At 44.1% G+C, this 13,196-nt stretch carries 12 protein-coding genes; 6 read left to right on the top strand and 6 right to left on the bottom strand.

Annotation, left to right across the window (positions count from 1 at the left end):
- The first annotated feature begins 2 nt into the window (after window positions 1-2).
- The 6 genes from rpsA (at window position 3) to L3V30_RS00730 (ending at window position 7,043) form a co-directional block, all read left to right on the top strand.
- Window positions 3-1,673, top strand: coding sequence for a 30S ribosomal protein S1 (gene rpsA, locus L3V30_RS00755; RefSeq protein WP_005385817.1), 1,671 nt, complete (start codon window positions 3-5; stop codon window positions 1,671-1,673).
- A gap of 213 nt (window positions 1,674-1,886) precedes the next feature.
- Window positions 1,887-2,168 carry an integration host factor subunit beta gene (gene ihfB / locus L3V30_RS00750; RefSeq protein WP_005385816.1) on the top strand — a complete coding sequence of 94 codons (282 nt, stop codon included), beginning with the start codon at window positions 1,887-1,889 and terminating at the stop codon, window positions 2,166-2,168.
- Between the two features lie 263 nt (window positions 2,169-2,431).
- On the top strand, window positions 2,432-2,728 hold the full coding sequence (locus L3V30_RS00745) for a lipopolysaccharide assembly protein LapA domain-containing protein (protein ID WP_005397112.1): 297 nt from the start codon (window positions 2,432-2,434) through the stop codon (window positions 2,726-2,728).
- An 18-nt stretch (window positions 2,729-2,746) separates the two neighbouring features.
- The gene (gene lapB / locus L3V30_RS00740; RefSeq protein WP_005376665.1) at window positions 2,747-3,922 is read left to right on the top strand and encodes a lipopolysaccharide assembly protein LapB; all 1,176 of its coding nucleotides are present in this window, start codon (window positions 2,747-2,749) and stop codon (window positions 3,920-3,922) included.
- A gap of 83 nt (window positions 3,923-4,005) precedes the next feature.
- Window positions 4,006-4,707, top strand: coding sequence for an orotidine-5'-phosphate decarboxylase (gene pyrF, locus L3V30_RS00735; RefSeq protein WP_054867672.1), 702 nt, complete (start codon window positions 4,006-4,008; stop codon window positions 4,705-4,707).
- A 497-nt stretch (window positions 4,708-5,204) separates the two neighbouring features.
- Complete coding sequence (locus L3V30_RS00730) at window positions 5,205-7,043, top strand: extracellular solute-binding protein (RefSeq protein ID WP_114323270.1); 1,839 nt, start codon at window positions 5,205-5,207, stop codon at window positions 7,041-7,043.
- Window positions 7,044-7,108: 65 nt separating this feature from the next.
- Here the strand turns inward: L3V30_RS00730 and L3V30_RS00725 are convergent, their stop codons facing one another.
- From L3V30_RS00725 to L3V30_RS00700, 6 genes are all read right to left on the bottom strand, one after another.
- The gene (locus tag L3V30_RS00725) at window positions 7,109-7,348 is read right to left on the bottom strand and encodes a hypothetical protein (protein WP_005397103.1); all 240 of its coding nucleotides are present in this window, start codon (window positions 7,346-7,348) and stop codon (window positions 7,109-7,111) included.
- Window positions 7,349-7,556: 208 nt separating this feature from the next.
- Window positions 7,557-8,135 carry an ABC-type transport auxiliary lipoprotein family protein gene (locus tag L3V30_RS00720; protein ID WP_167426384.1) on the bottom strand — a complete coding sequence of 193 codons (579 nt, stop codon included), beginning with the start codon at window positions 8,133-8,135 and terminating at the stop codon, window positions 7,557-7,559.
- A complete protein-coding gene (gene pqiB, locus L3V30_RS00715) occupies window positions 8,135-9,781 on the bottom strand; it encodes an intermembrane transport protein PqiB (RefSeq protein WP_005397101.1) in 1,647 nt (548 codons plus the stop codon). Before pqiB ends, L3V30_RS00720 begins: the two co-directional genes overlap by 1 nt.
- A complete protein-coding gene (locus L3V30_RS00710) occupies window positions 9,774-11,105 on the bottom strand; it encodes a paraquat-inducible protein A (protein WP_006742665.1) in 1,332 nt (443 codons plus the stop codon). Before L3V30_RS00710 ends, pqiB begins: the two co-directional genes overlap by 8 nt.
- 304 nt (window positions 11,106-11,409) lie before the next feature.
- On the bottom strand, window positions 11,410-12,462 hold the full coding sequence (locus L3V30_RS00705; RefSeq protein WP_167426386.1) for a c-type cytochrome: 1,053 nt from the start codon (window positions 12,460-12,462) through the stop codon (window positions 11,410-11,412).
- An 8-nt stretch (window positions 12,463-12,470) separates the two neighbouring features.
- Window positions 12,471-13,082, bottom strand: coding sequence for a c-type cytochrome (locus L3V30_RS00700; protein ID WP_025818757.1), 612 nt, complete (start codon window positions 13,080-13,082; stop codon window positions 12,471-12,473).
- Between the last annotated feature and the right edge of the window lie 114 nt (window positions 13,083-13,196).

The following is a 13,196-nucleotide window of genomic DNA, read 5'->3' as shown; positions in this document are numbered from 1 at the left end:
AAATGACTGAATCTTTTGCTCAACTCTTTGAAGAGTTTCTAAACGAAACAGAATTCCAACAAGGCAGCATCGTTAAAGGTACTGTAGTAGCTATCGAGAACGGTTTCGTTCTTGTTGACGCTGGTCTTAAGTCTGAATCTGCTATCCCTGCTGAACAGTTCAAGAACGCTGCTGGCGAACTTGAAGTTGAAGTTGGCGCTGAAGTAGACGTAGCTCTAGACGCTGTTGAAGATGGTTTCGGTGAAACTCAACTTTCTCGTGAGAAAGCTAAGCGTCACGAAGCTTGGATCGTACTTGAGAAAGCTTACGAAGAAGCTGAAACTGTTGTTGGTATCATCAACGGTAAAGTTAAAGGCGGTTTCACTGTTGAACTAAACGGTATCCGTGCTTTCCTTCCTGGCTCTCTAGTAGACGTACGCCCAATCCGCGACACTGCTCACCTAGAAAACAAAGAGCTAGAGTTCAAAGTTATCAAACTTGACCAAAAACGTAACAACGTAGTTGTTTCACGTCGTGCTGTTATCGAATCTGAAAACAGCGTTGAGCGTGACGAGCTTCTAGAAACTCTACAAGAAGGTTCTGAAGTTAAAGGTATCGTTAAGAACCTTACTGACTACGGTGCGTTCGTTGACCTAGGTGGCGTTGACGGTCTTCTACATATCACTGATATGGCTTGGAAGCGCGTTAAGCACCCATCTGAAATCGTTAACGTTGGTGACGAGATCCAAGTTAAAGTTCTTAAGTTCGACCGTGAGCGTACTCGCGTATCACTAGGTCTTAAGCAACTAGGCGAAGATCCATGGGTAGCAATCGCTAAGCGTTACCCAGAAGGTCACAAACTAACTGGTCGCGTAACTAACCTAACTGACTACGGCTGCTTCGTTGAAATCGAAGAAGGCGTTGAAGGTCTAGTTCACGTTTCAGAAATGGATTGGACTAACAAGAACATCCACCCTTCTAAAGTTGTTAATGTTGGCGACGAAGTTGAGGTTATGGTTCTTGAAATCGACGAAGAACGTCGTCGTATCTCTCTAGGTCTGAAACAGTGTAAAGCTAACCCATGGCAGTCATTCGCTGAAGCACAAGCTAAAGGCGACAAAGTTACTGGTAAGATCAAGTCTATCACTGACTTCGGTATCTTCATCGGTCTAGAAGGCGGCATCGACGGTCTAGTTCACCTATCTGACATTTCTTGGAATGTTGCTGGCGAAGAAGCTGTACGTGAGTACAAGAAAGGCGACGAGATCTCTGCAGTTGTTCTAGCAGTAGACGCTGAGCGTGAGCGCATCTCTCTAGGCATCAAGCAAATGGAAAACGACCCATTCAATGCTTACGTTGCTGACAACAAGAAAGGTGTTCTAGTTAACGCTACTGTAACTGCTGTTGACGCTAAAGGCGCTACTGTTGAAATCGCAGAAGGCGTTGAAGGTTACATCCGTGCTTCTGAAGTATCTCGCGATCGCGTAGAAGATGCTTCTCTAATCCTAAGCGCTGGTGATGTTGTTGAAGCGAAGTTCACAGGTGTAGACCGTAAGAACCGCGTAATCAACCTATCTATCAAAGCTAAAGACGAAGCTGACGAGCAAGAAGCAATGGCATCTATCAACAAGCAAGATGACAATGCATTCGGTAACGCAATGGCTGACGCTTTCAAAGCTGCTAAAGGCGAATAATATACTCGCTTAAGCAAAAAAGGAGCCGCAAGGCTCCTTTTTTATATTTGAGCATATTTAAGTAGTAATACTAATGACGGTAAACTATCTTAATAAAAGGCATTTCTTCATTGCGCATTTTGCATAAAATTTGTCTAGAATTGTCAGCAAGTGTTTGTTGGAATTAGTATTACTTACTATAATAAGTGATAAAGATACTCAAAGAGGGCAACTATGACTAAGTCTGAACTGATTGAAAGACTCTGCGCTGAGCAAACACACTTATCAGCGAAAGAGGTAGAGGATGCTGTAAAAGATATTTTAGAGCACATGGCCTCTACGCTAGAGAGCGGTGACCGTATCGAGATCCGTGGCTTTGGTAGTTTTTCTCTTCATTACCGCGAGCCTCGCGTAGGTCGTAACCCTAAAACGGGCGATAAAGTGGAATTGGAAGGTAAATACGTTCCACATTTCAAACCTGGTAAAGAGCTTCGTGAGCGTGTAAATATTGGCTAACGCACTCTTATTAGTTTGAAAAAAGCGGCATACGTTTGTGTATGCCGCTTTTTTGTAATGTATCCAAGCAGTTTACGAAGCGAGCTGTTGATTCTGGCTGTTTTCTTTGCAGCTTTCTACACCCAAGTAACTTTAACTTCTAGGCGTGTCTACAAACTAAGCATCTTGAGGTTACTTGGGTATAGATTATTGCTAATATACGTAGTCTGAAGAAGCATTTTCCTGCATAATCTTACCGACTTACTCCTAGAAGGGTGATGTAAATGAAAATTATAAAAATCGTTGCTGTTTTAGCTCTCTTTTTAATTGCATTGGCGTTAGGTTCCCAAAACCAAGAGCTCGTGACTTTTAACTATCTTCTAGCCAAAGGAGAGTTCCACTTATCTACACTATTAGGTGTGGTATTTGTGGTTGGCTTTGCTTTAGCGTGGGTTATCTTTGGTAGTATCCAGCTGAAAACTCAGCTACAAGTTCGTCGTTTAAAGAAAAAACTGAAAAAGTACGAACCTACAGATGCAAACAAACCTGCTGATAAGCCAGCCATCGAAAAACAGGCATAAGGATAAGGCTTAACTTTAATGCTTGAACTACTCTTCTTGTTATTGCCTATAGCTGCTGCGTATGGCTGGTATATGGGGCATCGCAGCGCTCAGCAAGACAAGCAGAAGCAATCTCATCAAATCTCTCGTCAGTATATGACGGGTCTTAATCTGCTGCTCTCTGACCAATCAGATAAGGCTGTTGATCACTTTATTGAATTGCTCCAAGTTGATAACGAGACAATCGATACTCACCTTGCGTTGGGTAACCTGTTCCGGTCTCGTGGTGAAGTCGACCGCGCAATCAGAATTCACCAAAATCTTATTTCTCGTTCAGGCTTAACACTGGACCAAAAGAACCTCGCCCTTCAACAGTTAGCGAAAGACTACATGGTCTCAGGTTTTCTTGATCGTGCAGAGAAAATCTTCGAGCAGTTAGTCGAAGAGCCAGATTACAAAGAAGCGGCCCTTCAGCAATTGGTAACCATTTACCAACAAACGCGTGAATGGGAAAAAGCAATTTATTACGCCAATCAATTGGCTAAGTTGGGTAATAAACGCTCCAGAATGCGTGCGAATATTGCTCATTTTTGGTGTGAAATTGCCATGCTCGACCAAGCCGATGGTAATACTAATAAGGCAATACAGCACTTTAAAAAAGCCCTAGCAGAAGACCCAAAGTGTGTTCGAGCGAGTATTGCTTTGGGACGAATTTATCTAGAGTCTGAAGATTATAAACACACGATAAAATACCTGACGGGTGTGCTTGAGCAAGACAAAGACTTTATCAGCGATGTCTTACCAACCATTGCAGAGTGCTACCATCATCTGGGCCAGGAAGATGAACTTGTCGAGTTTCTGCGAGCTTGTATTGATAAGAAAGCAGGCGTATCAGCCGAGTTAATGTTGGCTCAGTTGGTTGCTCACCACGAGAACGTCGGGGCTGCACAAGAGCTGCTGACAAAACAGCTGCTGAAAAATCCAACCATGAAAGGCTTTTATCGATTAATTGACTACCACATTGCTGAAGCAGAAGACGGTCGCGCGAAGGACAGTCTATCGACGCTACAAGCGATGGTGGGTGAACAGTTAAAAGTGAAACCACACTACCGATGCCGGAAGTGTGGGTTTTCTACTCATTCCCTTTATTGGCACTGCCCATCCTGTAAAGGGTGGGGGACGATCAAGCCAATCCGCGGATTGGATGGTGAATAATTTTAATGCAGCTGGCAGAATTTCTGTCCGCTGCATTTTTTTAACTTTTTATTTAATAAGAACCAAAATAGTTAGGAGATGAAATGATCGACCAAAAAGTTATTGTCGCACTGGATTATGATAACCAAGCAGACGCACTTGCGTTTGTAGATAGAATTGATCCTGCGTCATGTCGCCTAAAAGTTGGCAAGGAAATGTTTACGCTATTTGGTCCTGATTTCGTACGTGAACTCCACAAACGTGGTTTCTCAGTCTTCCTGGATTTGAAATTTCACGATATTCCAAATACGTGTTCTAAGGCGGTCCGCGCAGCCGCGGAATTAGGGGTTTGGATGGTGAATGTGCATGCGAGCGGTGGTGAGCGCATGATGACGGCATCACGTGAAATTCTTGAGCCATACGGTAAAGATCGCCCACTTCTGATTGGAGTAACGGTACTAACCAGTATGGAACAAAGTGATTTAGCGGGTATTGGTTTGAACATTGCGCCTCAGGATCAAGTTATTCGTCTGGCGACATTGACCAAAAACGCTGGTTTAGATGGTGTCGTATGTTCAGCTCAAGAGTCTTCATTGCTTAAGAGCGAACTTGGTCAAGACTTTAAGTTAGTTACACCAGGAATCCGACCTGCCGGCTCTGAGCAAGGTGACCAGCGCCGTATCATGACACCAGTAGAGGCTATTCATTCAGGCTCTGATTATCTTGTTATTGGGCGTCCAATTACTCAAGCTGTGGATCCTGCTGCAGTGTTGAAATCGATCAATGATAGCTTGTCTAGTATGTAAGCACAGTCTTGTATTGTATAAAGAAAGGTGAGGCTGTGATGCCTCACCTTTTTTGTATCTAATAAAAATACCAACCGTAGTAAGTAACTGCTCATTTTAACCAGTTATATCTGCTCGCTTACTTGCTTGCTTTAATTGGTGTAGGGGGGAGCTTATTCGGATAAAGGTTCTACGGTTTATTATGAGAAAAGTAGGGCTTGGTACTATATCGATCACACTTTTGTAACATAACTCACTGTGATGCATAGAAAATGCGACCATGTATTATTGATGACTTGCGTTACAAAAGCCTAAAGAATACTATGGCGAAGATGCATTCACTGCGTTGTAAGGTCTAGGATGACCTAGTGAAACTCTTTGAAATTAATATAGAAGCTGGCAGGAAGTCACTTCATATTACGCTCCTATTATTTCCTATCTGCGTATTTTCTATTTGCAGCTTTCACACGCCGTCTTCCTTGCTACGACCTTAATCGCAAACACAACAAGGAAGAAACATGACTAAAAAACTGCCATTTTCAGTACTTGCAACACTGACCGCTGCCAGTTTTCAACTGAGTGCGGCAGAGCTACCTGCTGATATAGAATGGATTTCAAATAACAATGAACCTCTGTTCGCCTCTGAAGAAGCGGTACGAGGTGGTACTTATCGTACTTACATTCAGAGCTTTCCTCAGACATTACGAAGTGTTGGTCCAGATGCGAACTCCGGTTTGCGCCAATATTTAATGGATGGTTCACCAAAGCTTGCTCAGCGTCATCCAAACACTGGTAAATGGATCCCCCAACTTGCTAAGTCATGGGCATTTGGAGAGGACAACAAAACCGTATTCTTTAAGCTTGATGAAACGGCCGAGTGGTCAGATGGTGAAAAAATTACGGCAGATGATTACGTCTTTATGATGAAGTACTACACGTCAAAAGACATTATCGACCCGTGGTACAACGACTTTTTCACGAACAGCGTTGTTGGTGTTGAAAAAATTGACGACTACACGATCAAAGTCAATCTTGCTGTAGCTCAAAGTCATGACTCGCTCATGGTTATGATTAACATGCCGAGTAATGGTTTTCAGCCTCGTCCGGAACACTTCTTTGAAGGAGAAAAGGACGCAAATAACGATGGCATGCCTGATAACTTCGTCAGAAAGTTCAACTTTAAATCTGAGCCAACTGCGGCGCCTTACTACATTGATAAAGTGAAGAAAGGTAAGAGCGTGACATTCAAACACGTGGGCGAAGATTGGTGGGGGTATAACAACCGCTACTATAAAAACCGTTACAACGTAGAAAAAGTCCGCATTAAGGTGATTCGCGATCCTGATATTGCCATGAAGCACTTTGAAAAAGGTAACTTAGATTACTTTGAGATGGTGCTACCAAGCTTTTGGCATGACAAAACCGATAGTGATGTGTACAAAAAAGGCTATATCCAAAAGTACTGGGGCTTTAACGAAGCACCACAAGGCGCTGGTGGCCTTTGGATGAACACAGCGATGCCGATGTTGGATAACCTAGAAGTGCGCAAAGGCGTTATGGCAGCTACTGACTATGACGGCATGATTGAAAATATCATGCGTGGGGATTATTCACGCAAGCCGCATGGACTCGGCTTTGGTCATGGCGAATACGATGATCCTAACAATACACCGCCTAAGTTTGATGCCGATGCGGCGGTTAAACATTTCGAAAAAGCAGGCTTTGACAAAGTTGGCGCAGATGGTATTCGTGTCAATGACAAGGGCCAACGCTTGAGCTTTGCTATCACCTATGGATACAACTCTTGGACACCGCGTATTGCGTACTTGAAAGAGCAAGCGAAACTTGCTGGTCTTGAGTTCACGTTAAACTTGGTTGATGGTTCATCTGCGTTTAAATACATTCTTGAGAAAAAGCATCAGTTAGCGTTCTTGAATATGGGTTCTGGTGAGATTCCTGCGTATTGGGAATATCTACACTCGGATAATGCGAATCGACCACAAACGAATGCCCACACCAACTACAGCAGCCCTGAGCTGGACCAGTTGATTGAAGCTTATGACTCTGAGTTTGATCAGGAGAAGCGTTACGATTTATCGCATCAAATCCAAAACTATGTCAGCAAAGCGAATATCATCGTTCCTGGATACATGGTGCCTTATTCTCGAGTTGCACATTGGCGCTGGGTTAAAATTCCTAAAGATGGCATGACAAAAGCGACAGAATGGGTGCTTCATCCAATGGATATTGGTAATTTCTGGATCGATAGCAAAGTAAAAGAAGAGACTGAGGAAGCGATGGACGAGGGTAAAACCTTCCCAGAGACAACGGTCATTGATGATCGCTACAAGTTGTAACTCCACAACTTAGCGGCGATAAAAATGAAAGCCCTGGTAATTAAGTTACAGGGGCTTTTTTATTTTTACTTAACTAAGTAAGACGCTTCTAAAAGGTAGGTTTTCACATCACCAAGCAAAGAGAAGGCCTTGTCGATGGTTTTAAATCGCTCATCAAGTGAGTCACTAGATATAAGTTGGCTGAACGTTTTTACCGAGAAAGCTTCGTTTGCTTTAAAGAACTGATGCACATTTTCAAGCTGAACTTTATGAATATGCTCCACCTTATTTAGGGCGGTGGTTAAATCGGAAATGTTAATCGACATTGCTACTCAAGAACCTTATCAACAAGACCTCTACATAAGGTCATAGGATGGGGCTTTATATTTTGCCGTAGAGTAGCACCAAAGAACGGATTGCAGTCTGACTAAGATCAATTTGTCTCGCTTGATTATCTACATCTATTTCGATCGAAAAAACTTCTTGCAGCACAAAAAAGGGAAGCAACTTGCTTCCCTGTAATTAACATCGATCTTAGATTTTTTTGGCAATGTCCGAAGTCATTTCTTCCAACCCGACGGACAGTGCGTCGACAAGTGCTCCATAGCCTTCGTCCTTTAGAGGCTGAGAGATTTGTATTGGTGCACTGTTTTCTACCTTACCTTCAGCATTGATGAGTAACCATTCACCCTCAATTTCGATATTGCCTTTGTAGCTACCATTAAATTTATTTAACGTCAGCTGTAGTTTGGCTTCACCATTTTGATCCAACAGGTTGTTCATTTCAGTCGGCCAGTAATGAGTCTGTTTGTGGCGTAGTTCTGTGACGACTCTCTGAGTGATTTGCTCGGAAATACTATGCGCCCATTGATTGTTTCTTGCCTGGATAACTTGAGTCTCAGAGGTTCGGTAAACGATACCACTGTCGTTTAAATAACTTGCCAGTTTTACTGGACGAACAACTAAAGTAGGGCGCTGTGAGATATCAGAAGAGCTCAGCGTCACTGGTTCCGCCTTAGGTAGAAGGTACAAAGCCCCTTTAGTTTCTGGAGCACTACTGCAACCCGTTAGACCGACAAATAGCGCGATAGACAAAAAGAATACTCGTTTCATTAGTTTTGGCCTTTAACTGGGATTGGGTCACTGATTTCATCTTCTCCAAACACGAGAGAGTTTGGCTTTTCGTTTAGCTGTTTAAGTACGGGTTTAAACTCTGTCATCACGCTTTCTAGTTCTTTGAGCGTGGCTTCCATTTCATTGTACATGGTTGAGTTTGGTCCATAACCATCGAGTGTTTTTTGCAACTGCTGCAAGCTTTGGCGAATATCTGTTGGGATCTCTTGCGTCTCTTTTTGATTTAAAAGTTTATCAATACTGTCCGCGACACGTTCTGCCGACGCCAACGTCTTTTCCGACGTTTTTAACGTTGAATTGAGAGAGTTAAGCGTTTCTTCCATTGGTAAGCTATTAATCTTATTTAGGAAGTCATTGACTTGGCGCTGGACTTGGGCAAAACCACCACGCATGGTTGGGAAAACATCTAAACCTTCAAATTCACTTGGAACGTACTGATCATCATTAGGATAAAAGTCTGCATCAATATAAAGCGCGCCAGTTAACAAGTTACCAGTCTTTAAGGTGCCACGGAGACCGCGAGCAAACTCTTCCTTCAACTTCTCTTTGAACATAGATAAAGATTGGGATTCTAAATCTCCGTACACTCGACCGAGCTCAACGCGCACCAAAACAGGAATTTTTTTCGCAGAGAAGTTTTCTTCTGGTGTTGGTAAACGCATCGGTACTCTCGTTACGGTACCAATACGAAGACCGCGGTACTCAACAGGCGCATTCGCTTTTAAGCCACGGACAGATTCATCAAATAACATGACGAACTCAATGTAGTCATCGTACATACCCTCTCTCAGCTGCTTAATATCATCGTATAAGCGGAAGTTAACCATGTCTTCTGTGAGTGGTTCACCGGACTCAAGGCCTGGAACAGTATCGAAGGTAACGCCACCCGTTAGCATGCTCTCTAGCGAGCCAAACTTAACTTCAAACCCTTCGGCATTGAGCTGTAAATCAACACCAGAATTCAGCCAAAACTTAGTACGAGTGCGCACTAAACTGTCATAAGGTTTGAAAATAAAGAGTTGATACAGCGCCTTGCGAGTATCAACATCAAAGCTGGTTTTCTCTACACGACCAACGGTAAAGCCTTTATAAATAACCGGGTCACCAACACCTAGTTTGCCAGCTTCGCGGTGCGTTAATACAAGACGCAGGCCTTCTGCATCAGGAGAAGCGACCGGTGGCACATCTAATACCGTAAAGTGCTCCTTTTCTACTTTGGATTTACCCGGCTGAAGTTGGATGTAAGCGCCAGAGAGCAAGGTCTCTAAACCTGAAACGCCATCACGGCCAATTCGAGGCTTCACCACCCAAAACATCGTGTCATCTCGCAGCATGCGCTCCGCGTCTTTATTCATCTGCGCTTTGGCGATGATGTGATCATAGTTCTCACTGAGAGTGACTTCGGTAATCAGACCGACTTTAACATTCAATGCTCGGATCTCGGTTTTACCAACCTCAATCCCATCTGCGGTCGGCAGTTGGAGAGTAATTTGTGGGCCTGTACTGTTGATGTATTGGAACAGCATCCACGCTCCCATGGCTAGCGCAAGGATCGGGACAATCCAGATCGCAGAAATCTGCTTTTGCGGTTTTATTTGAGCGGTTACGTTGTTCTCATCACTCATATTTGGCTTTCTCGTTTAAGTTGTCAGAAATCGGCTCCTGCACTTCGTTTTGTGGCAACTGCCACAACAAACGTGAGTCAAATATCATTGCAGAAAGCATAGTGAAAATGACCACTGCCGCGAAAGAGAGCGCAGCAGGGCCTGGATAAATCGCCATTAAGTTTTGCAACTGAACCAGTGCAACTAAGATGGCAACGACAAAGATATCGATCATGGACCAACGACCAATAAACTCAGTTAAGCGGTATATCTTTAAGCGTGAAATACTTTCTTCAGGAGGAAGATATCGCGCTTTTTGCGCATTGTAATACAGCCACGCGAGTGCCAGCATTTTCGCCATTGGAATGAATACGCTAGCAAAGAAAATTACCATCGCAATAGGGTAAGAACCTAAATGCCAAAGCAGTATTACCCCTTCCATGATAGTCGAGCCTTCTGAATGCCCAAGGCTTACGGTATACATCATTGGATAAAGATTCGCGGGGATATAGAAAATGACTGACGCAAACAAAAGCGCCCAAGCTTTTTGTAAATTATCTGCTGGGTTGTATTTATGAATAGGGCTTTTACAACGAATGCAGTATTGGTGCTTTTTCGCTTCAATTGGGTTGAGTTGGTGACACGTATGGCAACCAATATGGTTGTGGTTATGGTGCGTATCGCCCTCATTTACATCGGGCAGCACGATGGCTGGAATGAAGTGTCCCCAGAGCCAGCTTTTGTCAACCATAGAAATACATTTGACTACCAGTACGGTATAAACGCAGAACGCCCAGAATGAAGTCCCCATTCCAATGTCTGCCAGAGAAGCGATTTTTATTAAGCTGACTAATACGCCAATCAAGAATACATCGACCATCAGCCAGGGTTCGACTCGAAACAGAAGGCGACATAAAACTTTCGCCATTCGTTGCTGTTTTTTGGATGGCGTATGTTTACGCGCTTTTAATGCTTCGAGATGAAGAAAGAGAATGAGACCGACATAGATAGCAGGCAATACGACGACCGTTGCGAGAAGTAACACACCTAAAAGTACATTTTGAAATTCAGCCAGCATTTTGGCTGCATGCAATAAGGTGATTTCTTGCGATAGCCCTTGCACACTGAACGACATAAAAGGGAAAGAAATGCTTAACACCAACATGATCAAACATGCCGATGAAATGGCGATCACGCTTTGATAGGGTTTAGCATTCACTTTTGTCAGAGAATGCGCGCATCGAGGACATTGAGCTTTTTGCCCTTGATCGATATCGGGAATACGAACAACAAGGCCGCATTCTTCGCATGAAATTAACTGACGGGAATTAGGTTGAATACTCATCGGGTAGGTTTTGGATTCATTTGTCCTAAGAATACTCTTTTTTCATTAGACACGCTTGTTTTGATTCAGGAGTTTACGAGTTTCTTACTTTTGGCATCATAGTATATGGAAGCTCTAAGATATAAACAAAGTCGCGTTTGGTGCATTATTTTACTGCGAAGATTGGTATGTTGGAAGCCGAAAACTACTTAACGTTGCTGGTTTGGAGGGGGGCAGTGATTGCTTCAGGAGAGTAAAACAACCCTGCCCAGAGAACCTGAGCAGGGAGGTGGGAGCAATGGTATTTAAGATGAACGGTTGTCTTTTACTCTACGGTACCGCTCTTGAAAGCATTCGAGCCGACTTGCTTCCCACTAAGTGTTTTTCCGTAATAGCCTTGATGTTGGTGATATCTCTCTGCGTTTGCGCTCACGTTGCCTTTAAATCGAGGATCTTGTGGACGCTCGTGGCTATTGACGTATGCCGCGACATCCCACGCTTCTTGTTTGCTTAACTGGACACTTTTCCCAAGCGGCATGTTTTCGTAAATAAAATAGGCCGCGGTGTTAATCCGGTGCATACCTGCACCCCAGTTATACGCATATTCGCCCCAAAGTGGTGGAATGTATGAATGGCCGTCGGTGCCTTTTATGCCTGAACCGTCGGCGCGATGGCAAGTTTCGCAGTTCTTTTCGTAGACTAATGCCCCTCGCTCTGGTGATGGTTCTTGCTCAGGGGCGGCGATTTTTGGGTAGCCACGTCCAGAGAGATTACCTCGTTCTTCAATTGGTAATGCTTGCGCGATGGCTTCTGGCAGCGGGAAGTCTTTTGCTTTTCCACCAACTTGCAACGCTTTTGCGTCTAGCTCCGGAATTGGTTCATCCGTCATACCATGTTTGTCGAGCAAGCCGCCCATCGCCAACCAGTAGGCGTAAGCACTAAGGGCAACAATTTCTGGCGAATCGTAAGCGGGAGCTTTACCGTTCATGGAATATTCGAAACAACCCTGGATACGGTCAGCATAGCTGTTTACGCGATCGTTTTTCTTGCGATAAGCAGGGTAGGCCATGTATGCCGCCCATAGAGGTGCAGCGTTGGCTTTTCGTCCTGCTTCCATATGGCAGTTCACACAGTTTTGCTCATTGCCAACGTATTTGCCGCGCATCTGTTGCGAGTTAACAAAGAGCGAGTAACCACGTTTTACTTGCTCACCAAATGCGGTGTTTGGAATTTTACTCAGATCGCGAGGCTGTAAATATTCACCGTGATTCGCTTTTTTCACCGCGGGCAGTTCAGTTTGACGATCCGGCAGTGGTTCGTTGGCCAAAGTAGCAGCAGAGATGAGAGGTAATGCGAACAAAGAATAGAAACGTTTCATGTCTGCTCCTAGTAACGTAATGAGGCAAAGTAGTAGGAAAGGTTTTCAATCTCTTCGTCAGTGAGATTTTTCGCGATAGTGCCCATCATATTGAGCGGGTCACCACTGCGAGTGCCGTTTTTCCATGCCATCAATTGCGTTTTTAAGTAATCAGCATGTTGGCTTGCGAGGCGAGGGAATTTGTCGACGCCCATTCCGCTCGCTCCATGACAAGTCGCGCAAGCTGGAATGTTTCTATCCCAATCGCCTTGGAAGATTAATTTACGATACGGGTTACGAATGTCGGCTTGGTCGCCGCGTTGCTCTGGGTTAGTGAACTCGTAGCTTGGAAGGTTAGCAAAGTAATCCATGACTTCTTTACGAACAGCAGGATCGCTAAGCTCTTTCGCCATGCCTTGCATGACTACGTTTTGTCGTTCGCCACTAAGGAAGAGTTCTATTTGGGTGTTGAGATAATTCGCGTTCAGACCGGCAATCATAGGCGCAATGTTTGGTTGACCCATACCATGTTGGCCGTGACAACCGCTGCACACGCTGGCTTTTTCAGGAATAGACGAGGCGCTTGCGCCCATTGTGGTTGCCAGCAAACAGGCCGTCACCACAGGTAGTATTTTTGACATGCTGACTCCCTTTAATTGTTATTAATATCTCCAAGTGTCTACTGTGATAGTGACTTGGGTGCTGTATTGTCGGCTTTGTCAATAACTAAAGGTATTGTGGATTTCCACATATTT

Origin of the sequence: Vibrio sp. A1-1 (assembly GCF_021728175.1) — a bacterium.
Taxonomy (GTDB): domain Bacteria; phylum Pseudomonadota; class Gammaproteobacteria; order Enterobacterales; family Vibrionaceae; genus Vibrio; species Vibrio diabolicus.
Note: the sequence above shows the minus strand (reverse complement) of the source record. Positions and strands in the feature narration are given on the sequence as shown.